The sequence below is a fragment of the Pleomorphomonas carboxyditropha genome (assembly GCF_002770725.1).
Taxonomy (GTDB): domain Bacteria; phylum Pseudomonadota; class Alphaproteobacteria; order Rhizobiales; family Pleomorphomonadaceae; genus Pleomorphomonas; species Pleomorphomonas carboxyditropha.
In genome coordinates this window covers 782,374-804,712 of sequence record NZ_NQVN01000001.1, presented here as the reverse complement: position 1 = coordinate 804,712, position 22,339 = coordinate 782,374, and the positions used below count along the sequence as shown (strand labels likewise).

Sequence of the window (22,339 nt, the reverse complement as noted above, 5' to 3'; positions counted from 1 at the left end):
GGACAGGATATGAGCAAGATCAAACTCGCCATGGTCGGTGGCGGCCCCACCGCCTTCATCGGCGCCGTCCACCGCATCGCCATGCGCATGGACGACCGCTTCGAACTGGTAGCCGGCGCCCTCGACGTCGACGCGACACGCGGCCGCGCCTTCGCCGCAACGCTCGGCATCGCCCCCGATCGCGCCTACGCCAGCTATCAGGAGCTGATCGACAGGGAGGCGTTGCGTCCCGACCGCGTCGACGCGGTGGTGATCGTCACCCCCAACTTCCTGCACTATCCCGTCGCCAAGGCGGCGCTCGAAGCCGGCTTCGACGTCATCTGCGAGAAGCCGATGACCACGACGCTCGAAGACGCCGAGGCGCTGGCCAAGCTGGTCGAGACCACCGGCCGCCGCTTTGTCCTGACCCACACCTACACCGGCTATCCGATGGTGCGGCAGGCGCGCCAGATGGTGGCGGCCGGCGAGCTCGGCAAGCTCAGGCGCGTCGAGGTCGAGTACCTGCAGGACTGGCTGGCCTCGCCGGTGGAGACCACCGGCGCCGAGGGCGCCGTCTGGCGCACCGATCCCAGGAAGGCCGGCGCCGGCGGCGCCATCGGCGACGTCGGCACCCACGCCTGGAACCTCGCCGCCTTCGTCGCCGGCGAGGAGCCGACGCATCTTCTGGCCGAGCTCAGCACGCTGGTCGAGGGCCGGCGGGTCGACGACGACGCGGCCATCCTGCTGCGCTACGCCTCCGGCGCCAAGGGCTCGATCCTGGCCAGCCAGGTGCTGCCGGGCAACGGCAACAACGTGTCGTTCCGCATCTACGGCGACAGGGCCGGCCTCGAATGGTGGCAGGAGAAGCCCGAGGAGCTGTGGTTCACCCGGCTCGGCGAGCCGCGCCAGATGCTCCGCCGCAACGGCGCCGGCGCCACGGCCGCCGCCATCGCCGGCAGCCGCGTGCCGGCCGCCCATCCGGAGGGCTACCTCGAGGCCTTCGCCAACCTCTATCGCGACGCCGCCGACCTGATCGCCGGCCAGGCCGCCGCCGGCGTGCTGCCGTCGGCCCGCGACGGCGTCAGCGGCTCCAGGTTCGTCGAAGCCTGCCTCAAATCCAACGCCGCCGGCAACCTCTGGACCGAGATAGGCTGAGCGGCGTATTCCCGGATCATGTCCGATGACAAAATGCGAAGCCGCCACGGCGGCTTTGCTTGCAGACTTGCGCTAAAGGGAACGGGTAATGGCCGACACCGGGGAAAATCTCGTCATCTTCGATACCGATCCGGGGATCGACGACGCCATGGCTCTTTTGTTCCTGAAGGCACAGCCGAGCCTGAGGCTCGCCGCCGTCACCACGGTGTTCGGCAACGCGGAAGTCGAGATCACCACCCGCAACGCCCTCTATCTCGCGCAGCGCTTCGGCATCGACGCGCCCGTCTACGCCGGCGCGCCCCGGCCGCTGACCATTGAACGCCGACAAGCGCCGACCTTCATCCACGGCGACGACGGCCTCGGCGATGCCGGCGTCATCGACGGCTTTGCCGCCGAACCGGCCGAGGGCCACGCGGCGGACCGGATCGTCGAGATCGTCCGCGCCAATCCCGGCAGGGTGACCCTACTCGCCGTCGCCCCGTTGACCAACCTCGCCCTTGCCCTCGAGCGCGACCCCGGCATCGCCACGCTGGTGAAGGACGTGGTGATCATGGGCGGCGCCTTTGGCTGGAACGGCCGGCGCGGCAACGCCACGCCGGCGGCCGAGGCCAACGTCCACAACGACCCGCATGCCGCCGACATGGTGTTCACCGCCGCCTGGCCAGTGACCGCCATCGGCCTCGACGTCACCAGCCATTGCGTGGCGAGCCATGACGACGCGGCAGAGCTCGCCGGGGGCGGCGAGGCCGGACGTTTCCTCTGGGATATTTCCCGCGGCTACGAAGCGCTCTACCGGCGACGCAATCAGGTCGACGGCTGCTGCCTGCACGACGTGGCGGCTGCCGCCTACCTGGTGGCCCCGGAGCTGTTCACGCTCCGCTCGGGGCCGGTGCGCGTCGTCACCGAGGGGATCGCCATCGGCCAGACCATCCAGAAGCTCGACGGGCACGCGTTCGGCCCCAACGCCTGGGATGGCCACCCGTCGAAGCTGGTGGCCGCCGAGGCCGACTGCGCCGGCATCGTCGAGAGCTACAAGGCCGCCATCCGCTCGCTCGGCTGAGGCGCGCTTCACTCATTGAGGCGGGGGAGCCGGCAATGAAAGGCATCGAGCTTTCGAGGCTGTTCTACCGGGACGTCGTCCGTCCCTGGCTGAACAAGGCTTTTCCGGACCTGCGGCACGACGCGGGCATTTTCGGCTATGGCTCCGAGCTCCTCGGCTTCGACGACGACATATCGCGCGACCACAACTGGGGACCGCGCGTCCAACTGGTGATCCGGCCGGCCGACTTCCCGGCCCATGCCGCGGCGATCGTCGACGGTTTCGACGCGGTGAAGCCGGCGAGCTTCCTCGGCGAGCCCATCGGCTACCGCTCCCGTCCCCACCCTCCCATCGTCGCGGACGATGCGCTGGGACGTCCCAGCCATGGCGTCGAGGTCTTCACCGCCGCCGGAATCCTGAGAACACGGCTGGATCTCGATCCAACCGCGCCGCTCGATGCCCTGACCTGGCTGTCGCTGCCCGAACAAAGGCTGGTGGAACTGACGGCCGGCGAGGTTTTCCATAGCGATCTCGGCGAACTCGCGCGCCTCAGGGAAACCCTCGGCCGCAGCCCGCGCGACGTGACCCTCTACAAGCTGGCCACCCAGTGGCGTCGCATCGACGACGAACAGGCCTTTATCGGCCGGGCCGGCCTTGCCGGCGACGATCTCGGCTCGCGCATCATCGCCGCGCGGCTTGCCCGCGACATCATGCGGATCGGATTCCTGCTCGAAGGCCGCTATCCGCCTTATGCCAAATGGTTCGGCTCCGCTTTCGCTCGGCTCGCCGGCGCGACAACGCTGTTGCCGCTGCTTGCGGCGGCGCTTGCGGCCGACACATGGCAGCAACGCCAGAAGCAGCTTGCGCAAGCCAGCCTGGCGGTGGCCGAGATGCACGCGCCGGCTGGCTTTCCGCTGTCGGTCGTGCCGCGGATCGGCCCCTTTTTCGACCGCCCGTTCCTGACGATCAACGCCGAGGCGATCGGCGCCGACCTCGCCGGCGCCATCGCCGACCCGCTTCTGCGCGGCCTGCCGATCATCGGCTCGATCGACCAGATCACCGACGCCACACCGCTGGTCGTCGCGCCGGAACGGGCGCGGCGGGCGATTTCCGCCCTGTATGAAGCAAGCTCCGGCCCTGCGCCGCACGCTTAGTGAAGGTGCGCTTCGGGCAGGTGCCGCAGCTTGTCGGGATTGCGCGTCACGTAGATGGCGACGATCAACCGGTCCTCGATATGGAGCGCAGTGGTCTGCACGATGCCGCCCGCCTCGATGGTGACGAAGCCCGGCAAGCCGTCGATGACGGCGTAGCGGATGAGCTGCGACGGCTCCCCAACGAAATCACGCGCCATGTCGGCGTGCCGGGCGAGGACGGCTTCGAGGCCGACGAGCGGCGCCGGCGAGGAGGAAACCTTGCCGCCGCCATCGGCCACCGCCACGACATCTTCGGCGAGCAGCGCCCGCAGGGCGCCCATGTCGCCGCTCCGCGAGGCGGCGAAGAACGCCTCTGCCAGCTCGCGCCCGCGATCCCTGGCGATGGTGAAGCGCGGACGCGCCTCGCGGACATGGGCGCGCGCCCGGCTGGCAAGCTTTCGGCAAGCCGCTGCCTCGCGGCCGATGGCCTCCGCCACCTCCTCGAAGCTCATGCCGAAAATGTCGTGCAGCAGAAACGCCGCCCTTTCCAGGGGCGACAAGCGCTCCAGCACGATCATCAGCGGCAGCGTGATGTCGTCGGGCGTCTCCCGATCCTCCGGATCGAAGATCGGTTCCGGCAACCACGGGCCGACGTAGGTTTCGCGCCGGCGCCGGGCGGATTTCAGCTCGTTGAGGCAGAGCCTGGTAACGATCCGGCGCAGGAACGCCGCCGGTTCGCGCACCGCCTGGTGGTCGGTGGCGAGCCAGCGGATCGATGCCTCCTGAACCGTATCCTCCGCCTCCGCCACCGACCCCAGCATGCGGTAGGCGATCCGGATCAGGCCCGGGCGCAGGTCCGACAGGACCCGCTCGGCGGAAGTTTCGGTTGCCACGGGGCCGGCCTCCTCCGTCACCTTGCGGAATGAACGGAATTCACCTTGTAGAGCGCGGGCGACACGGACTTCGCCAGCGCCGCAAATCGCTTCAGCTGCTCTCCGGTCTCCGGCTTTTTCATGAAAGCCTCGAAGTGCGCCTTCGACGCCCATTGAGCGTAATTTACCACCTTCGTGCCGTCGAGGCTGCTGTGGACGCTGACGGACACGAACCCTGGCTCGTGCCGGATGGTCGTTTCCGTGATCTCGGAAAGAAGACGGGCGAGATCCGCCTGCTTCTCCGGCGCCACCTCGTAAAGATTGATCAGCGTCAGGCGCTGTTCCTCGGCTGCGATGGTGGCGATTGTTCGGTGAGCCATGGTCGTCTCCTGGTGCGGGATTGCACCCCTCATGACAAGCGGACCGCCGGCAATGTGACAGGCCGGGCAAAATTTTTGCGGCAGAAGTCGATTTTGCCGTTCCGAGGAAACGGCAGGCCTGAACCTTCGCCGAGGCTCTCCACCCAGCTTTCGAGCCGAACCGGTCCATCCGACGACACATATCAAAGGTTGCATTTAGGCCGAACGCTTGGAGATGCCGGCGGCCGTTCCAATCCGGTACACATTTCAGGCTCCCGCCCGTCAAACGGATCGACGGAACGCCATTTGGCCTTCATGCCGTAAATGCCCCCTCAAGCTCCCTGATATTTTTGCCAGGGACAGCAGAGATCATGAGTACCGTTTTAACGCCATCTATGATGGCAGAAGAAGCTGAAATAGCCTCAGTTTTGATAGAGTTTTACTTTCAATTTTAGCTTTCGAACGACAAGCTTCGCGCAAGGGTGGCGGTGTTTCCTGCAAGCAATGACAGTGCTTCAGGAGATCAGCGATGAGTCTTTATGGCGTCTTGCGCAGCGGCGTTTCTGGAATGAACGCCCAAGGTAGCCGATTGGCCACCACCGCCGACAACATCGCCAACGCCAATACCGTCGGCTACAAGCGCGCCTCGACCGAATTCTCGTCGATGGTCATCGGCAACAGCCGCTCCGGCTCCTATCAGCCGGCCGGCGTCACCACCCAGACCCGCTATGCCATCGGCGAGGCCGGCTCCTATCTTTCCACCACCAGCGGCCTCGACCTCGCCATCACCGGTTCCGGCTTCTTCGTGGTACAGGACGCCGGCGGCACGCCCTATCTCACGCGCGCCGGCTCGTTCGTCGAGCAGCCGGACGGCACGCTGAAAAATGCCGGCGGCTTCACGCTGCTCGGCTACGACCTTTCCGCCGGCACGCCCTCCCCCTCCGCCAACAGCCTGACCGGCCTCGTGCCGGTCAACGTCAACGCCCTGGGCATGACGGCGTCGCCGACCACCAGCGGCTACATCACCGCGACGCTCAATTCCAATGCCGACGTCATCGCCGCCGCCGACGCCCCCAGCGCCAATGCCGCCGGCGCGGAATACACCAACAAGACCTCGCTGACGGCCTACGACAACCTCGGCAACCAGGTGATGCTCGACGTCTACTTCACCAAGACCGGCTCCAATGAGTGGGAATACGCGGTGTTCGACCGCGCCGGCTCCACCGGCGGCGGCTTCCCCTACGCGGCAACCGGAACGCCGGCCGTCGGCCCGGTCCTCAGTACCGGCACCCTCAATTTCGATCCGACCAACGGCAAGCTGACCGGGCCGATGATCGCCTCCTTCTCGGTGCCGAACGACGGCTCGACGCAGACGATGACGCTCGATTTGTCGGGCATGACCCAGCTCGGCACCACCGAGTTCACGCCGACCGGCGACACCGACGGCAACGCCGCCCAGTCGGTCGACAGCATCGAGATCAGCAACGAGGGCATCGTCTACGCCATCTTCGGCGACGGCACCCGCAAGGCCACCTTCCAGATCCCGCTCGCCAACGTGCCGAGCCCCGACAACCTGACGCCGGTCGCCGGCAACGCCTACTCCATCTCGATGGATTCGGGCGATCCCAGCCTCGGCTTCGCCGGTTCGTCGAGCTTCGGCGTCATCAGTTCGGGATCGCTGGAACAGTCCAACGCCGACATGGCGACCGAACTCACCGCCATGATCGAGGCGCAGCGCGGCTACACGGCCAATTCCAAGGTGTTTCAGACCGGCTCCGACCTGCTCGACGTGCTCGTCAACCTGAAGCGCTGACCTCCAACCTCAAACGGATTGCTCCGATGTCCCTCTCGATGGCCCTCAACGTCGCCAAGTCCTCGCTGCAGACCTCCGGCGTGCAGACGGCGACGACGTCGCGCAACATCGCCGGCGGCGCGGAGTCGTCCTACTCCCGCAAATCGGCGACGGTGATCACCGGTATCGGCGGCACCGTCCAGGTGGTGTCGATAGAGCGCGCCACCAACACCGCCCTCTACAAGACCATGCTGAAGGCCACCTCGGCCTCGGCCAAGCAGGACGCGCTGCTCGACGGCCTGACCAAGATGGCCCAGACGATCGACGATCCCGAGCTCAACCAGAGCCCGGCCGCCAAGCTGGGCGACCTCAACAACAAGCTGCAGCAGTATGCCGCCAACCCGAGCAACACCATCCTCGCCCAGGCGGTACAGAGTTCGGCCACCGCCCTGGCGACCACGCTGAACGAGGCGACGACGACGGTGCAGGCCACCCGCGCGCTCGCCGACGCCGACATGGCCACATCGGTGCAGCGCATCAACGACCTGCTCGTCAAGATCGACACCCTCAACACCACCATCGTCCACGGCACGGTGACCGGCGCCGACGTCACCGACAGCCTGGACAGCCGCGACAACCTGATCTCGCAGCTCTCCGAGGAGATCGGCATTTCGGTGGTGTCGCGCGACAACAACGACGTCGCCATCTACACGGACGGCGGCGTGGCGCTGTTCGAGACCCATCCGCGCGAGGTCAGCTTTCAGGCGACCAACATCTTCAACGCCGCCACCGTCGGCAACGCCGTCTATGTCGACGGCGTCGCCGTGGTCGGCGGCACATCGTCGATGGCCAGCACCTCCGGCCGCCTCGCCGGTCTCGCCACGCTGCGCGACGAGGCGGGCGTCACCTACCAGAGCCAGCTCGACGAAATCGCCCGCGGCCTGATCGAAGCCTTCGCCGAAAGCGATCCGTCGGGCACCGGACCGGACGTGCCGGGCCTGTTCACCTGGCCGACCGGCACCATACCCGCCACCGCGACGATCGAGACCGGCCTTGCCGGCCTCATCGCCGTCAACCCGGCCATCGATCCGACGGCCGGCGGCAACCTCGATCTGATCCGCGACGGCATCACCTACGACTACAACACCACCGACGAGGCCGGCTTCGCCGAGCGGCTGAACGCGCTGGTGACGGAACTGGGCGAGGCGCGGGTCTTCGACGCGGCCTCGGGCGCCGACCCCACCAACACGCTCGCCGACTACGCCACGTCCTCGGCAAGCTGGCTGGAATTCAACCGGCAGCAGGTCGATACCTCGGCGACCTATCAGTCGACCATGCTGCAGCGCGCCTCGGAGGCGCTGTCCAACAACACCGGCGTCAACCTCGACGACGAGCTGTCCAAGCAGCTCGAGATCGAGCGCACTTACGCGGCTTCCGCCAAGCTCATCTCGGCGGTCGACGAAATGCTTCAGGATCTGCTCAACGCCGTCTGAGAGAGGAGTGAGACATGAAGACCACCTATATCTCGACCCAGGCGGCGTCCACCGCGTCCCGCCTTTCCATCCTCAAGATGCAGACCGAGCTCGCCAAGAATACCAAGGAACTGAGCTCCGGCCGCTGGGCCGACGTCGGTCTCGAGCTCGGCAACAAGACCGGGCGCACCATCTCGCTGCGCCAGGACTACCAGCGTCTCGACGCCATCCGCGACACCAACGGCCTCGTCGCCTCGCGTCTCGACACCAGCCAGGCGGCGCTCGACGGCGTGCTGAAGAACGCCCAGGACTTCGCGGCCTCGCTGATCGCCGTCCGCTCCGGCAACGTCGGCGCCGAAGTGATCGCCGACGATGCCAAGAACAACCTTCAGTCGCTGATCGCCTCGCTCAATACGTCGATCAACGGCGAGTACCTGTTCGCCGGCATCAACACCGACGTCCGGCCGGTCACCGACTACTATTCGACGCCGGCCTCGGCCACCAAGACCGCCTTCGACACCGAACTCGCCAATTTCTGCACCAGCGTCGGCGCCGCCAGCCCCGCCGATCTGTCGGCCGCCGATCTCGAGACTTTCATCGACGTCAACATGACCAACATGTTCGACGCGGCGAGCTGGTCGGACCCGACCACCGGCTGGTCGTCGGCGTCCAGCCAGAACGTCAAGAGCCGGATCTCCACCTCCGAGCTGATCGAGACCTCGACCAACGCCAACGAGGCGGCCTTCCGCAAGCTGGCCATGGCCTACACGATGGTCAGCGAGCTCGCCGACGCCGGCCTGTCGGAGAAGGCTTACCAGACCCTCATCGACAAGACGACCCAGATCGTCGGCAACGCCACGGTCGACGTCACCGTCGTCAAGGCCCGCCTCGGCACCGCGCAGGAGCGGCTCAGCAACGCCAACAGCCGCATCGAAGCGCAGATGGATATCCTCAACCGCAACATCAACGACTTCGAGCAGGTCGACCCGATCGAAGCCCAGACGCGCATTTCGGCGCTGGAGACCCAGCTCGACATGGCGTTCGCGCTGACCAGCCGCATGCAGCAGCTCAGCCTGCTCAACTATCTCTGATCCCTCCCGGTCCGCCGGGCAGTTCGTTTCACCTCAACCCGCAGGGTGTTTCATGCATCAGTTTTCCTACGCCGACATCGTCGGCGATGCCGTCAACCTCGCGCGCCAGCACGAGGCCGAGGCCATGGACCATGCCGTAGAACTGCTCCAACGGGCAAAGGCCAAGGGCAGCCGGTCGCGGGAGGCGACTGACGCCATCCTGTATCTCCGCCGTCTGTGGAGCTACCTGATCGAGGATCTCGCCAGCCCCGACAACGACCTGCCGGACCGGCTGCGCGCCGATCTGATCTCCATCGGCCTGTGGATCATCAAGGAAGCCGAGCAGATCCGCCGCAACGAGTCCGAGAATTTCGACGGGCTGATCGAGATCAACGGCATCATCCGGGCGGGTCTCGCATGAGCAGCCGTTCGATGCACCTCGGCCTTCGCGCTCATGAGCGCCTCTACATCAACGGCGCGGTGATCCGCGTCGACCGCAAAGTGTCGATCGAGCTGCTGAACGACGTGAGCTTCCTGCTCGAGGCCCACGTCATGCAGCCCGAAGAGACGACGACGCCGCTGCGGCAGCTCTATTTCGCCGTCCAGATGATCATGATCGACGGCGCCGACAACCGCAGCGCCCGCTCGATCGCCGCCGGGCTGATCGCCTCGCTCGACCGGACGCTGATCAACGCCGACATCCGCTCCGGTCTCCGGGCGGTGGAGGCGCAGCTCGCCGCCGAGCGGCCGTTCGACGCCCTCAAGACCATCCGCTCGCTGTTTCCGGTCGAGGCCGGCGTGCTGGGCGGTCTCATCGCCGCCTGACCCAGGAGAACACGCCATGCAGGTCAACACCACAACCAGCCAGTATTCGGCCTCGTCGTCGTCGTCGACGTCCAGCGCCGGCAGTTCGCTCGACTACGACGCCTTCCTGAAGCTGTTCATGGCCGAGATGAAGAACCAGGATCCGACGGCACCGACCAGCTCGACGGAATACATCGCCCAGTTCGCCACCTTCTCGCAGGTCGAGCAGTCGATGCAGACCAACACCAAGCTCGACGGCCTCCTGTCGTCGCTCGCCCTGTCGCAGGCCGACGGCATCATCGGCCGGACGCTCACCACCGAGGACGGCAGCCTCTCCGGCCAGGTCACGGCGGTGCGCATCGTCAACGGCGGCGCGCTGGCCGATCTCGACACCGGCAAGTCGGTGGTGCTCGGCCCCGGCGTGATCATCACCTGATGAACGAGTTCGACGCCCTCGACCTGGTCCGCGATGCCATCTGGACCATCATCATCGGCTCCGGACCGGCCGTTCTCGCGGCCATGACGGTGGGCGTGGTCATCGCTCTCCTGCAGGCGCTGACGCAGGTACAGGAGATCACGCTGACCTTCATTCCGAAGATCGTCGCCATCCTGCTGACCATCGTGGCCACCGGTCCGTTCATCGGTGCCCAGATCTACGCCTTCACGGAAATCGTCTACGGCCGCATCGAGAGCGGTTTCTAGGACGCTCGCCGACCGCATTCAGGAGCGCATTGCATGTCGAACGTCAGCCTGTCGGCTCCTACCGGCGCCAAGAGCGCCTCCGGCTCGCGCGACATCGGGTTCGCCATCGGCATCGTCGCCATCCTGGCCGTGCTGTTCCTGCCGATCCCGCCGATCCTGATCGACACCGGCCTTGCCCTGTCGATCGCCCTGTCGGTGCTGATCCTGATGGTCTCTTTGTGGATTCAGCGGCCGCTCGACTTCTCCTCCTTCCCCACCGTCCTGCTGATCGCCACGCTGCTGCGCCTCGCCCTCAACGTGGCGACGACGCGCCAGATCCTGTCGGGCGGTCACGCCGGCGACGGCGCCGCCGGCCACATCATCCAGGGCTTCTCGCGCCTGGTGATGAGCGGCGACTTCGTGATCGGCCTGGTCATCTTCGCCATCCTGATCATCGTCAACTTCGTGGTGATCACCAAGGGCGCCACCCGCATCGCCGAGGTCGGCGCCCGCTTCACCCTCGACGCCATCCCCGGCAAGCAGATGGCCATCGACGCCGACCTGTCGGCCGGCCTGATCACCGACAAGGAAGCGCAGCAGCGGCGACGCGAGCTGGAGGAGGAAAGCACCTTCTTCGGCTCGATGGACGGCGCCTCCAAGTTCGTGCGCGGCGACGCCATCGCCGGCATCATCATCACCGCCGTCAACATCTTCGGCGGCATCGTCATCGGCTCCACCCGCCACGGCCTGCCGCTGTCGGAGGCCGCCGACGCCTTCGTCAAGCTCGCCGTCGGCGACGGCCTGGTCACCCAGATCCCGGCGCTGATCGTCTCGCTGGCCGCCGGCCTGCTGGTCTCCAAGGGCGGCACGCGCGGCTCGGCCGAGCAGGCCGTGATGGGGCAGCTCGGCGGCTATCCCCGCGCCCTCCTGGTGGCCGCCGGTCTCCTGGCCGGCCTGTCGCTGGTGCCCGGCCTGCCCCTCCTGCCCTTCCTCATTCCGGCCGCCCTGATGGGCTTCGTCGCCCGGGCGATCCCCAAGCGCCGCGCCGAACGCGCCGCCGCCGAGGCGGCCGAAAAGACGCGCATCGAGCAGGCGACCAAGTCGGAAGCCAAGGACTCGGTCAAGGAACAGCTCCGCACCAACGAGATCGAGCTTTGCCTCGGCAAGCAGATCGCCGCCCGCATGATGAACAACCACGGCGAGCTGGCCCACCGCGTCGGCAAGATGCGCCGCAAGTTCGCCCAGCAGTACGGCTTCGTGGTTCCCGACATCAAGCTCGGCGACAGCCTCGCCATGCCGCAGAAGGAATATCGCATCAAGATCCACGGCACCGTCATCGCCGCCCAGGAGCTGAGGCTCGGCGAGGTGATGGTGATCACCGGCGACACCTCGGGACCGGACGTTCCCGGCGACGAGACGCGCGAGCCGGCCTTCGGCATGAAGGCGATGTGGGTGTCGCAGGACTACGTGAACGAGGTGACGCGCGAGGGCTTCTCGCCGATCGACAGCATGTCGGTGATGCTCACCCATCTCTCGGAAGTGCTGCGCAACAACCTGCCGCAGCTCCTCTCCTACAAGGACATGCGCATCCTGATCGACCGGCTCGATCCCGAGTACAGGCGCCTCGTCGACGACATTTGCCCGTCGCAGATCTCCTTCTCCGGCCTGCAGGCGGTGTTGAAGCTCTTGCTCGCCGAGCGCGTGTCGATCCGCAACCTCCACCTCATCCTCGAGGCGGTCGCCGAAATCGCCCCGCACGTCCGCCGCGCCGAGCAGATCGCCGAGCACGTCCGCATGCGCATCGCCCAACAGATCTGCGGCGACCTGGCCGACGGCGGCACGCTCAAGGTGCTGCGCCTCGGCAACCGCTGGGACCTCACCTTCCATCAGGGGCTGAAGCGCGACGGCAAGGGCGACGTCATCGAGTTCGACATCGATCCGCGCCTCGTCGAGCAGTTCGGCACCGAAGTGTCGGAGGCCGTCCGCAGCCGCCTGTCGCAGGGCCACAGCTTCGCCGTGGTCACCGCGCCCGAGGCGCGTCCCTACGTGCGCCTCATCGTCGAGCGGCTGTTCCCGTCGCTGCCGGTGCTGAGCCACGTCGAAATCGCCCGTGGCGTCGAGGTGGAAGCGCTCGGAACCATTTCATGACCGGCATCATCGGCTCGACCACCATTCTGGCCGTCTGCCTGCTGTTTTGCCGCATCGGCGGCGCGATGATGGTGATGGTCGGCATCTCCAGCGCCCGCGTTCCCATGCAGGTCCGCCTGTTTCTCGCCTTCGGCCTGACGCTCGCCGTGGCGCCGATGCTGGTCGACGAGGCCGCCGCCGCCATCACCGACGATGCGCCGGTGACGCTGCTGCGCCTCATCGCCGCCGAGACGTTCACCGGCCTGTTCATCGGCTTCCTCGGCCGCCTGTTCTTCCTCGCCCTGCAGATGCTGTCGCACGCCATGGCGATGACCGTCGGCTTTTCGATGCCCGATACGGCGATCGAGGATCAGGAGGCCCTGCCGGCCATGACGGCGCTGATCATGCTGACGGCGACGCTGATGTTCTTCCTGACCGATCAGCACGCCAAGGTGCTGGAAGCGGTCGTCTCCTCCTACAAGGTGCTGCCGGTGGCCGGCGCCTTCGACCCGCAGGGCAGCCTGATCGAGGTGACCGACACGCTGTCGACCGCCTTCTGGCTGGCGCTGCGCCTTGCCAGCCCCTTCATCATCTACGGCCTGGTGGTCAACTTCACCCTCGGCCTCGTCAACAAGATGACGCCGGCGATCCCGGTCTACTTCATCTCGATGCCCTTCGTGCTGTTCGGCGGGCTGATGCTGTTCTACGTCACCGCCGTCGAGTTCCAGCAACTGTTCGTGCTCGGCTTTTCCGATTGGCTGGCCTCCCAATGAGCGCACCCGACAAGAAGCGCCTCGACACCATGCGCCGCATCGCCGACCTCCGCCGGCAGCTCAAGCAGGTCGAGGAACTGCGCCTTGCCCGCGTGATGCGCGAGGAGGCCGACATCGACGAGAAATGCACCGCCCTGATCGCCACCCTCAACGACGACACACCGCTGCACGGCCTGTTCGCCGGCCACATGGCGGCCCGCCTCAGGCGGCTCACCGAGCGCAAGGCGTTGCTGGAGCCCTTGAAGGCGCAGCAGATCGCCGCCGTGCTGACCGAGGCGCGCAACACCCGCTTTGCCGAAACGGTGATCGGCCGGCTGGAGGCCGGCGTCGCGGCGGACGACGAGAAGCGCCAGCTCGAAAGCCTCGTCGAAGGCGCGCTCGCCCGGCGCCGACACGCCAGCCTCGCTTAAGCTCGGTCGGCTAATCTGTTTCGCGACGTTTCCGGAGGACGCTGATGGCCATCTCTCCCCCATCGGATATCATTCTCGACGTTGCCCGCGCCGCCGATCCCGAGCGGCTCAAGGTGGCGACAGCCAAGCTCGACCAACTGGCCGGCACCGCCGGCACCGCCTTTGCCGATCTGATGCCCAAGGCTTCCGAGACCGGCGCCGCCCTGACGGCCCTGGCCGACGCCACGCCGGTGGTCGACCCGGCGCCGTCGGCCCCCTTCGATCTTCATCGCGCCCGTCTGCGCCTTCAGAACGAAACCGCCCTGGCGAGCCGCGTCGATGACGCCGCGGCCGCCGCCGGCGACCGCCGTTCCAAGGCGCTCGAAAGCTTCGAGGCGATGGTGCTCAGCACCTTCATCGGCTCGATGCTTCCCGAAGGCGCCGAGAACGTCTACGGCTCCGGCACGGCCGGCGACGTCTGGAAATCCATGCTGTCCGATCAACTCGGCAAGCAGATGGCCAAGGCCGGCGGCATCGGCATCGCCGACCACCTCGTTGCCGGCCATGTCGCCAATCTCGACGCCGGCACCGCCGGCGCCCCCCCGCTGCGCCTCGCGGCGCTTCTGTCAACCGTCCCGCGTATCTGACGTCCGACCTTATTGCGGAGTTTCCTGATGGACGAACCGTTCGCCGCCGTCGCCCCTCCAACCGAAGCCGCCGCCCCGACGGCCCTGCCCGTGACCCTCGACGCCTGGAGCAACCCGGACGGCAGCACGCCGATCGAGGTGCTGGCGCTCCTCAAGGCCATCGCCCGCCTCGAGCAGGTGGTGGACCAGGAGACGCAGTCGCTCCGGGCCGGCGAGACGCCGGCCTTCGAAGACCTCAACTATCGCAAGAGCCACGGCCTCCTGGAACTGACGCGCGCCATGCGCCTCGTCGATCCGCTGAGCATCGGCGACGACCTGCGCGATCGGCTCGAAAGCTTCCGCGACCAGCTCGAGCGCAACCGGCTGCTGCTCAAGACCCATCTCGACGCCACGCGCGAAATCTCGGCCATCCTCACCGCCGCCATCCGCGACGCCGAGTCCGACGGCACCTACGCGCCGCCGCAGCGCCTGTGGACGCTGCCGCAATGAGCCGCATTTTCCTGACGGGCCTCTGGGTCTGCGTCGTCACGCTCCTGTCGGCCTATGGCGCCGCCTGGTGGCTGGTCAACGGCAGCATAGCCAAGCCGGCCGGCGAGCCGACCTGGGAGGGCCTGCAATACGTCAAGACCGAGCCGATCAACGTGCCGATGATCCGCGACGGCAAGCTCATGGGCTACAGCGTCCTCGAGCTCGTATTCACTGCCGACAGCACCCGCCTCAAGGAGGCGCCGGTGCCGCCGGAACTGTTCGTCACCGACGAGGCCTTCCGGACGATCTACGGCGACGACAGCGTCGATCTCGATCACATCCAGCGCTACGACCTCAAGGCCTTCGCCGACGGCATCCGCCAGAGGGTCAACGTCCGCCTGAAGAGCGACATCGTCCAGGAGGTCCTGGTCGACCAGATCGGCTATTTCTCGCGCGACGCCATGAAACAGTGACGTCCGCCGTCAACCTGTAAAGCGCCCAACGGAAAAGGCGGCTCTCCTTCGCGGAGGGCCGCCTTTTTCCTTGCCACAATGGCGCCGCCGGTCAACCCGTCGTCGCCGGCGGCGGCTGCATCTTCTCGGCGAGCTCGCGGAAGGCATCCTGGCTGAGCGGATCGGTCGGGTTCTGGCGCAGGCCGTCGTAGATGCGCGGCACCAGCGACACCGCCTGGTCGAGCTCGGAATCCTGTCCGGCCTGGTAGCCGCCCATCAGGCGCAGGTCGCGCGTGTCCTCGAAGCGGGCGATCAGGCTGCGGAGCCGCAACACGAGATCGCGCTCCTCGCGGCTCCAGACGTGCTGGGCAAGACGCGAGATCGACGCCAGCACGTTGACGGCCGGATATCGGCCCTGATCGGCGATCGCCCGGTCGAGCACGATATGGCCGTCGAGCGTGCCGCGAATGTTGTCGGCGACGGGGTCGTTGTGGTCGTCGCCGTCGACGAGGACGGCGAACACGCCGGTGATCGAGCCGCCGCCTTCCTCGCCGGGCCCCGCCCGCTCCAGCAGCTCCGGCAGGGTGGTGAAGACGCTCGGCGCGTAGCCGCGCGCCACCGCCGGCTCGCCGGCGGCGAGCGCCACGTCGCGGGCGGCGTGGGCATAGCGGGTCACCGAATCGACGATCAGCAGCACTTCCTCGCCGCGGTCGCGGAAATATTCGGCGACCGCCATGGCCGTGCGCGGCGCCAGGCGACGCATCATCGGGCTCTCGTCGCCGGTCGCCACCACGGTGACCGAGCGGGCGCGGTTGTCGCCGAGGGAATCGTCGAGGAACTCGCGCACCTCGCGGCCGCGTTCGCCGACCAGGGCGATCACCACCGTGTCGAAGGCGCGCGAGCGGGCGATCATCGAGAGCGTCGTCGACTTGCCGACGCCGGAGCCCGCGAAGATGCCGATGCGCTGGCCGGCGCAGATCGGCGTGAACAGGTCGAAGGCGCGCACGCCGGTGCGGATCGGCTTCTTGACGCGGGCCCGACGCAGCGCGTTGGGCGGCCGGCCGTCGACGGGCACCGTGGCGGTACCGGGCGTGAGCGGTCCGAGCCCGTCGACCGGCGCCGCCATGGCGTCGATGACGCGTCCCTTCCAGGACGGATGCGGGGCGAGCACCACCGGTCCGGCGTGCCAGGCGGCAGCGCCGAGGCCGACGTCGAGACGCGGCGCGAAGGGTTTGACGGTGACGCCGTCGCCGTCGATGCGCAGCACCTCGGCGAGGCCCGGCCCGTCGGCGGTGGCGATCTCGATGCGGTCGCCCAGGCGGACGTGCCGCGACAGGCCGCGCAGGCGAAAGGCGTCGGGCGCCACGGCCGACACCCGGCCGCCGACCCGGACATAGCCGAGCTCGTGGGCGGCGGTGGCGACGCGGTCGGCGAGTTCTTCGAGGCCGGGAGATTTTGTCACGTGACCTGCCCGAGCCTCTTGATGGCGTCCTGCATCGACTGCTCCGACTTGGACGACGCGGCGGTGACCTGCTCGAAGGCCCGCGTCACCTCGATGAGGCGGGTCATCTCGAGCACGGGATTGACGTTGGCTTCCTCGACGAAGCCCTGCGCGACGCCCTGGCCGACGAAGTCGACCACCGGCACGGCCGGCCGATCGGGAATGACGCCGGAATTGGTGCCGCGCGACAGCTTCGCCTCGTCGGGGATCGAAAACAGGCCGATGGCGCCGATCGCCCGGCCATTCTGGGAAATCATGCCGTCCTGGCCGATCGTCAGGCGCCCGGCGTCGGTATCGACGAGGATCGAGGCGCCGCCCGGATCCAGGATGGGGTTGCCCGCCACGGTCTGGAGCACGCCGTCCGCCGAGATCTGCAGACGGCCGTCGCGGGTATAGACGTTGCCGGTCGGCGTCTGCACGGCCAGCCAGCCCTCGCCGTCGACCGCGACGTCGAGATCGTTGCCGGTCTGGCGCAGGCCGCCCTTGGCGCGGGAGATGAAGGTCTCGCCGGTCGACGAATAGGCGACGGGATCGCTGCCGGCCCGCGACAGATAGGTGTCGAACTTCACCTCGTCGGCGCGATAGGCGGCGGTGGACAGATTGGCGACGTTGGTGGCCAGCGTGTCGAGCCGGTTGGCGAGCGCCACCTGGGCCGACAGGGAGACGTAGAGAGAACTCTGCACTGTTCAAAGACCTCCGAGCTTCAGCCCTTGCAGGCTCATCAGCATGTCCGCGCTCATCACCGAGCTGCTCTGGCCGGTGATCAGGGTGGCGACCGAAGTCGTCGCCGTGCTGCTGGGGTTGGCGGCCTCCCACAAGGCCGTGAAGCGGGTGAGAAACTTCTTGAGCTCGGCGGGATCGGACAGGCTTTTGATATCGAGCCGGCTCTCGATGTAGGACGCCTGGACGTCGATGTCGGCATTGCTGGTCTGCGACGACAGCCCAAGCGCCGTCTGCACCACCGTCAGCAGCGCGGTGTCGGCGAGGATGCTGTAGCCGGAGGTGATGGTCGATGCCTTGCGCTCGAAGTAAAGCGCGAGGCGCACGCCTTCGTTCTCCTCGCCGGCCTGCACCTCGACGGTCTGCCGCAGGTAGCTCGATACGGTGTCCGTCGCCTGGTCGCTCGTCTGGATGCGGACGTTGCCGTCTTCGGAGAAGTTGAAGGCGGCGGCGAAGTCCTTCCAGGCCGACTTGGTCTGGCTGGCGGCGAAGCTGTCGGCGTCGGCGGGGTCGGAGGTCAGGATGCGCTTGAGGAAGATCTTGGCGTTGGCCGCCGTGCCCGGCGGATCGACGCCGAAGGCCGTGGTGGCGTAGGCGACCAGCGCATCGTCGGCGAGGAAGTCGTCGACGGTCTTCACGGCCGACAGCGACTTTTCGTAGGCGAGCGTGCCGAGCCTGATCAGCGACTGCGAGTCGCCCTGCTTGGTGGCGTTCTCGGTGTATTTCTTTTCGATGTCGGCCAGCGCGTCCTCGCTCTGCGCCGATGGCGTCAGGAAGGAGAAGGCCTTGGCGAACTCCTGGTAGCGCTTGTCGACCAGCTTGTTGGCGAAGCTGGCGCTGTCGCTGAGGTCGCTTTCCAGCACCTTGCGCATGAATGCCTTGGCATAGGTCATGTCCTCGAGACCGAAGGCTTTCATCGCGTAGGAATAGAGCCGCTGATCGTCGAGGAACCCGTCGATGCTGGTAACCTTGCCGATATTCTCCTGATAATATTCGGTCGCCCGCTTGACGTCCGGCTGGGCCGCCGTGCGCTTCAGCGTCGCCGACATGTCGCGCGTGATCATCTGAAAGCTGAGCGGCGTCGACAGCATGGCCTTTCTCCTTATCCGTTCCCGATGATTGCCGGCCGAAGCTTGCTCGTGGCTGGCGCGCGGCGTCCCAAGCCTCGCACAAGCCTCGCCGCCTAGACCCGACGGCAGGCAATCACGAGAAGGAACAGGGCCTTGGGTAGTTTGATCGGCTTCATCATCGCGATCGGCTCCTTGCTCGGCGGCTACGCGGCGCTTGGTGGACATCTCACCGTGTTGTGGCAGCCGTGGGAGTTCGTGATCATCGGCGGCACCGCCCTCGGCATTTTCATCGTTGGCAATACGCTGCGCACCGTGCGCGACACCGGCCGCGGCATCCTCGACGCCGTGTCCGGCAACGTACCGCGGCGGCAGCACTATCTCGGCGTGCTCGAGGTGCTCTACGCCCTGATGCGCGAGTTGCGGTCCAAGGGCCGCAGCGATGTCGAGAAGCACATCGAGGATCCAGAGAATTCCGAGATTTTCCAGAAGGTGCCCTATGTCACCAGAGACCTGGAAATGCGGGCCTTCATTTGCGACTACTTCCGCCTGATCATCGTCGGCAACGCCCGGCCGCACGAGGTCGAGCAACTGATGGACGAGGAAATCCAGACCATCGCCCACGAGCGGCTGATGCCCTACCTGGCCCTCGGGGCGATCGCCGAGGCGTTGCCGGCGCTCGGCATCGTCGCCGCCGTGCTCGGCGTCATCAAGGCGATGGGGGCGATCGACCAGTCGCCGCAGATCCTCGGCGCGCTGATCGGTGCCGCCCTGGTCGGCACCTTCGGCGGCATCTTCCTGTCCTACGGCGTCGTGGCGCCGATCGCCGGCAAGATCAAGGTGACGCGCGAACGCCAGCTCGCCCCCTATATCCTGATCAAGCAGACGCTGATCGCCTCCATGAACGGCGCCGTGCCGCAGATCGCCCTGGAATACGGACGCAAGACCATCCCCGCCCACCAGCGGCCGACCATCGACGACGTCGAGGACGAAGTCATCTCCTCGCCCGTGCCGGCCGCCAAGGCCGGTGAGACCAGCCAGCGGAGCGCCGCCTGATGATGGCCAGCCTGCATACCACCACCCGTCCCGTGTCCGACAAGCTCCTCGACGCGAGCGGCATCTCGGTCGACCGCATCCCGATGCTGCACGTCGCCTTCGATCGCCTGGCGACGCATTGCGCCGATAGCCTTCGCCAGATGTCGGCCTCGCCGGCCTACTTCTCGCTCTCCAACATCGCGCCGTCGCGCATCGACGACGTGCTGGACGAATACGACTCCAACGCCGTCGCCGGCATCTTCCACGTGCCGGCCTGGGACTCGCGCATTCTCGTCGGCTTCGACCGGGACTTCGTTTTCTCCATGGTCGAGGTGCTGTTCGGCGCCGACGGCAGCGAACCGCCGATCGACGTCGAGCGGCCGTTCTCCAACATCGAGATCAACATCGCCCAGGCGATCTTCGAGCGCATGGCCAAGGTGCTGCCACTCGCCTTCGGCGCCCCGCACGACACCGTCTTCAGGTTCGAGCGCATTGAGACGCGCATGGACTTCGCGATCATCGGCCGGCGCAACAGCCAGGCGCTGGTCGCCAAATTCCTGCTGCAGGCGCTCAACCGCGGCGGCGAGATGTTCGTCGTCCTGCCGCAGTCGGTCCTCAACCCGGTGCGCGAAACGCTGGCCAACACCATGGCCGGCGAGGCGGCGCCGCGCGATCCGCGCTGGGCGCGCCAGATCCAGAGCGAGGTGCAGCGCACCGAGATGCGCGTCGACGCCATCCTCGAGGAGCGGCTGATCGACCTTTCGGACGTCTCCAACTTCGAGGTCGGACAGGTGCTCGAACTGCAGGCGACGCCGCGCAGCCGCGTCAAGCTGACCTGCCGCGGCGAGCCTTTGTTCTGGTGCCAGCTCGGCCAAAGCAACGGCCTCTACACCATCAAGATCGACGAACACGTCGATACCGATCAGGAGTTCCTCAATGACATCCTTTCTCGTTGAAAGCATCCTGCTGGTCGCTCTGATCGGCACCATCGTCGGCCTGCTCGTCTTCCGGCGCGAACTGCGGGAGCTCAAGTCCAATCAGGCGAACTACGCCACCTCGCTCGACGAGACCGGCGTCGCCCTGATGACGGTCGGCAACGCCATCCGTGAGATCAACATGCAGGGCCTGACGACGCTGCAGAACCTGATCGTCGAGATCGAACGGGCCTGGGCCATGCTCGACGAGCTGGAAAAGGCCGCCAATCTCGCGCCGTCGGCGCTGCTGAGGAGCGGCACCCGCGCCGCCGGCCGCTGAGCGGCAGGCCCGTCCCCCACGCAAGTTCCAGGAAAAGGATAGGATCATGGCCCGCAGTTCCAAGACCCAGCGCGACATCGATGAAATCATGGCCGAGATGGACGGCCCGTCCGCCCCGACGCCGGCCGGCGACGTTCTGGAAGCGGTCGCCGTCGAAACCACGGCCGGCCACGACCCCGCCGAGAGCGCCGAGGTCGAGAGCGGCCCCAGCCTAGAAGAGAGCTTCGGCGCCGTGCGTAACCTCGAGGCGGTGATGCGCATTCCCGTCACCATCCAGGTGGTTCTCGGTTCGGCGATCATGCCGGTCGCCAACCTGATGAAGCTCCGGCGCGGCTCGGCCATTCCGCTCGACCATCGCGTCGGCGAGCCCGTCGACGTCGTGGTCAACGGCCGCACCGTCGCCCGCGGCGAGGTGGTCGTCGTCGAGGACGACACCTCGCGCTTCGGCATCTCGCTCACCGAGATCGTCGGCGGCAACGCCTCCAACGCCTGAATAGCGGACCGGAGATCATGGCAGCCTCGGCTACGGCAAAAAAGAACAAGGGCGATCGCACCCTCCAAGGCCCCGACAAGGCGGCGGTCCTGCTGCTGGCCCTCGGCCAGCCGCTGTCGGGCCGGCTGCTCTCCCATTTCGACACCGGCGAGATCAAGCAGGTCACCCGGTCGATCGCCGATCTCGGCGCCGTGACGGCCAAGCAGATCTCCGACATCGTCGAGGAGTTCGCCACCCGCTTCACCGGCGGCAACCTGCTCGGCACCGTCAGCGACGTCGAGAAGATGCTGACCGGCATCCTGCCGCCCGACCAGGTGTCCGACATCATGTCGGACGTGCTCGGTTACGCCAACCGCTCCATCTGGGACCGGATATCCTCGGTTTCCGAGGCGATCTTCGCCAACTATCTCCAGAAGGAGCATCCGCAGACGGCGGCGCTCATCCTGTCGAAAGTGCGCCCGACCTTCGCCGCGCGCACCATGAGCCACCTGCCGCAGCCGCTGCGCCACGAGCTGATGCGCCGCATGCTGAACCTCAAGCCGATCGTCGAGGATACGGTGGCCATCGCCGAGCGCACGCTGCACGAGGACTTCATGCTGAATTTCTCGCGCAACATGGGCGCCGATACCCATGCCCGCATGGCCGACATCCTGAACAAGATGGAGCGGCAGGACATGGAGGACGCGCTCGAGGGCATCAAGAAGGTCAAGCCGGAATCGGCGGAAATGCTGAAGGGCCTGCTGTTCACCTTCGACGACATCATCAATCTGGCGCCACGCGCCCGCCAGGCCATCTTCGACCAGATTCCGACCGAACGGGTGGTGCTCGCCCTCAAGGGCACCGACCTCGACTTCCGCGACGCCATCCTGTCGTCGCTGGCCACCCGCGCCCGCCGCATCGTCGAGAACGAACTCGCCACCAGCGAGCCCTCGCCGCAGCGCGACGTGCTGGAGGCGCGGCGCGTCATCGCCGACCTGGCGCTCGACATGGCCGGCCGCGGCGAGATCGAGCTCAATTCCGACCAGGATGACGACACCTACATACGCTGAGGTGCGTC

At 67.0% G+C, this 22,339-nt stretch carries 26 protein-coding genes; 21 read left to right on the top strand and 5 right to left on the bottom strand.

All coding sequences use genetic code 11. The features are described 5' to 3' along the window. The first annotated feature begins 9 nt into the window (after nt 1-9). The 3 genes from CJ014_RS03880 to CJ014_RS03870 all read left to right on the top strand — a co-directional run bounded on the left by CJ014_RS03880 (nt 10) and on the right by CJ014_RS03870 (nt 3,327). Nucleotides 10-1,134 carry a Gfo/Idh/MocA family protein gene (locus CJ014_RS03880; protein ID WP_100079163.1) on the top strand — a complete coding sequence of 375 codons (1,125 nt, stop codon included), beginning with the start codon at nt 10-12 and terminating at the stop codon, nt 1,132-1,134. An 88-nt stretch (nt 1,135-1,222) separates the two neighbouring features. Next, nucleotides 1,223-2,194 (top strand): nucleoside hydrolase, encoded by a 972-nt coding sequence (locus CJ014_RS03875; RefSeq protein ID WP_100079162.1) that lies wholly within the window; start codon nt 1,223-1,225, stop codon nt 2,192-2,194. A 35-nt stretch (nt 2,195-2,229) separates the two neighbouring features. Beyond that, nucleotides 2,230-3,327: a DUF4037 domain-containing protein gene (locus CJ014_RS03870; protein ID WP_100079161.1), complete on the top strand. Its 1,098-nt coding sequence runs from the start codon at nt 2,230-2,232 to the stop codon at nt 3,325-3,327. Here the strand turns inward: CJ014_RS03870 and CJ014_RS03865 are convergent. Then, nucleotides 3,324-4,199 carry a sigma-70 family RNA polymerase sigma factor gene (locus CJ014_RS03865; protein WP_207765654.1) on the bottom strand — a complete coding sequence of 292 codons (876 nt, stop codon included), beginning with the start codon at nt 4,197-4,199 and terminating at the stop codon, nt 3,324-3,326. The two genes, CJ014_RS03870 and CJ014_RS03865, sit on opposite strands and share 4 nt — an antisense overlap. A gap of 17 nt (nt 4,200-4,216) precedes the next feature. Further along, the gene (locus tag CJ014_RS28025; protein ID WP_207765653.1) at nt 4,217-4,558 is read right to left on the bottom strand and encodes an antibiotic biosynthesis monooxygenase family protein; all 342 of its coding nucleotides are present in this window, start codon (nt 4,556-4,558) and stop codon (nt 4,217-4,219) included. Nucleotides 4,559-5,066: 508 nt separating this feature from the next. Between CJ014_RS28025 and CJ014_RS03855 the strand changes: the two genes are divergently transcribed. From CJ014_RS03855 to CJ014_RS03795, 13 genes are read left to right on the top strand one after another with little or no spacing between them, the layout of a single operon-like run. Beyond that, nucleotides 5,067-6,350 carry a flagellar hook protein FlgE gene (locus CJ014_RS03855; RefSeq protein WP_100079158.1) on the top strand — a complete coding sequence of 428 codons (1,284 nt, stop codon included), beginning with the start codon at nt 5,067-5,069 and terminating at the stop codon, nt 6,348-6,350. A gap of 26 nt (nt 6,351-6,376) precedes the next feature. Further along, entirely contained in the window at nt 6,377-7,822 is a 1,446-nt protein-coding gene (flgK, locus tag CJ014_RS03850; RefSeq protein ID WP_100079157.1) for a flagellar hook-associated protein FlgK, read from the top strand. A gap of 14 nt (nt 7,823-7,836) precedes the next feature. Further along, a complete protein-coding gene (locus CJ014_RS03845; protein ID WP_100079156.1) occupies nt 7,837-8,892 on the top strand; it encodes a flagellar hook-associated family protein in 1,056 nt (351 codons plus the stop codon). Between the two features lie 52 nt (nt 8,893-8,944). After that, a complete protein-coding gene (gene flaF, locus CJ014_RS03840) occupies nt 8,945-9,292 on the top strand; it encodes a flagellar biosynthesis regulator FlaF (protein ID WP_100079155.1) in 348 nt (115 codons plus the stop codon). Further along, nucleotides 9,289-9,696, top strand: a complete 408-nt coding sequence (gene flbT, locus CJ014_RS03835) for a flagellar biosynthesis repressor FlbT (protein WP_245427047.1) — start codon at nt 9,289-9,291, stop codon at nt 9,694-9,696. The genes flaF and flbT overlap by 4 nt, the downstream gene beginning before the upstream one ends. A 16-nt stretch (nt 9,697-9,712) precedes the next feature. Further along, nucleotides 9,713-10,111 carry a flagellar hook assembly protein FlgD gene (flgD, locus tag CJ014_RS03830; RefSeq protein WP_100079154.1) on the top strand — a complete coding sequence of 133 codons (399 nt, stop codon included), beginning with the start codon at nt 9,713-9,715 and terminating at the stop codon, nt 10,109-10,111. After that, entirely contained in the window at nt 10,111-10,377 is a 267-nt protein-coding gene (fliQ, locus tag CJ014_RS03825; protein WP_100079153.1) for a flagellar biosynthesis protein FliQ, read from the top strand. The genes flgD and fliQ overlap by 1 nt, the downstream gene beginning before the upstream one ends. Nucleotides 10,378-10,410: 33 nt before the next feature. Next, nucleotides 10,411-12,504, top strand: a complete 2,094-nt coding sequence (gene flhA, locus CJ014_RS03820) for a flagellar biosynthesis protein FlhA (protein ID WP_100079152.1) — start codon at nt 10,411-10,413, stop codon at nt 12,502-12,504. Next, entirely contained in the window at nt 12,501-13,256 is a 756-nt protein-coding gene (locus CJ014_RS03815; protein WP_100079151.1) for a flagellar biosynthetic protein FliR, read from the top strand. The genes flhA and CJ014_RS03815 overlap by 4 nt, the downstream gene beginning before the upstream one ends. Then, nucleotides 13,253-13,666 carry a hypothetical protein gene (locus CJ014_RS03810; protein WP_100079150.1) on the top strand — a complete coding sequence of 138 codons (414 nt, stop codon included), beginning with the start codon at nt 13,253-13,255 and terminating at the stop codon, nt 13,664-13,666. The genes CJ014_RS03815 and CJ014_RS03810 overlap by 4 nt, the downstream gene beginning before the upstream one ends. A 44-nt stretch (nt 13,667-13,710) precedes the next feature. Further along, nucleotides 13,711-14,292: a rod-binding protein gene (locus CJ014_RS03805; RefSeq protein WP_100079149.1), complete on the top strand. Its 582-nt coding sequence runs from the start codon at nt 13,711-13,713 to the stop codon at nt 14,290-14,292. 27 nt (nt 14,293-14,319) lie between these two features. Next, nucleotides 14,320-14,781 (top strand): flagellar biosynthesis protein FlgN, encoded by a 462-nt coding sequence (locus CJ014_RS03800; RefSeq protein ID WP_100079148.1) that lies wholly within the window; start codon nt 14,320-14,322, stop codon nt 14,779-14,781. Beyond that, entirely contained in the window at nt 14,778-15,233 is a 456-nt protein-coding gene (locus CJ014_RS03795; protein ID WP_100079147.1) for a hypothetical protein, read from the top strand. The genes CJ014_RS03800 and CJ014_RS03795 overlap by 4 nt, the downstream gene beginning before the upstream one ends. 91 nt (nt 15,234-15,324) lie before the next feature. On the opposite strand, the gene fliI is transcribed toward CJ014_RS03795, so the two are convergent. The 3 genes from fliI to CJ014_RS03780 are packed head-to-tail and all read right to left on the bottom strand — an operon-like array spanning nt 15,325 to nt 18,524. Next, nucleotides 15,325-16,674 carry a flagellar protein export ATPase FliI gene (gene fliI, locus CJ014_RS03790; RefSeq protein ID WP_100079146.1) on the bottom strand — a complete coding sequence of 450 codons (1,350 nt, stop codon included), beginning with the start codon at nt 16,672-16,674 and terminating at the stop codon, nt 15,325-15,327. Continuing rightward, nucleotides 16,671-17,396 carry a flagellar basal-body rod protein FlgF gene (gene flgF, locus CJ014_RS03785; protein WP_100079145.1) on the bottom strand — a complete coding sequence of 242 codons (726 nt, stop codon included), beginning with the start codon at nt 17,394-17,396 and terminating at the stop codon, nt 16,671-16,673. Before flgF ends, fliI begins: the two co-directional genes overlap by 4 nt. Nucleotides 17,397-17,399: 3 nt before the next feature. After that, on the bottom strand, nt 17,400-18,524 hold the full coding sequence (locus tag CJ014_RS03780; protein ID WP_100079144.1) for a DUF1217 domain-containing protein: 1,125 nt from the start codon (nt 18,522-18,524) through the stop codon (nt 17,400-17,402). Nucleotides 18,525-18,656: 132 nt separating this feature from the next. Between CJ014_RS03780 and motA the strand changes: the two genes are divergently transcribed. From motA to CJ014_RS03755, 5 genes are read left to right on the top strand one after another with little or no spacing between them, the layout of a single operon-like run. Further along, a complete protein-coding gene (gene motA, locus CJ014_RS03775) occupies nt 18,657-19,556 on the top strand; it encodes a flagellar motor stator protein MotA (protein WP_100079143.1) in 900 nt (299 codons plus the stop codon). Then, entirely contained in the window at nt 19,556-20,491 is a 936-nt protein-coding gene (locus CJ014_RS03770; protein ID WP_100079142.1) for a flagellar motor switch protein FliM, read from the top strand. Before motA ends, CJ014_RS03770 begins: the two co-directional genes overlap by 1 nt. Beyond that, nucleotides 20,472-20,789 carry a hypothetical protein gene (locus CJ014_RS03765; RefSeq protein WP_100079141.1) on the top strand — a complete coding sequence of 106 codons (318 nt, stop codon included), beginning with the start codon at nt 20,472-20,474 and terminating at the stop codon, nt 20,787-20,789. Before CJ014_RS03770 ends, CJ014_RS03765 begins: the two co-directional genes overlap by 20 nt. Before the next feature lie 46 nt (nt 20,790-20,835). After that, complete coding sequence (fliN, locus tag CJ014_RS03760) at nt 20,836-21,282, top strand: flagellar motor switch protein FliN (RefSeq protein ID WP_245427044.1); 447 nt, start codon at nt 20,836-20,838, stop codon at nt 21,280-21,282. A gap of 17 nt (nt 21,283-21,299) precedes the next feature. After that, entirely contained in the window at nt 21,300-22,331 is a 1,032-nt protein-coding gene (locus CJ014_RS03755) for a flagellar motor switch protein FliG (RefSeq protein ID WP_100079140.1), read from the top strand. Nucleotides 22,332-22,339 lie beyond the last annotated feature (8 nt).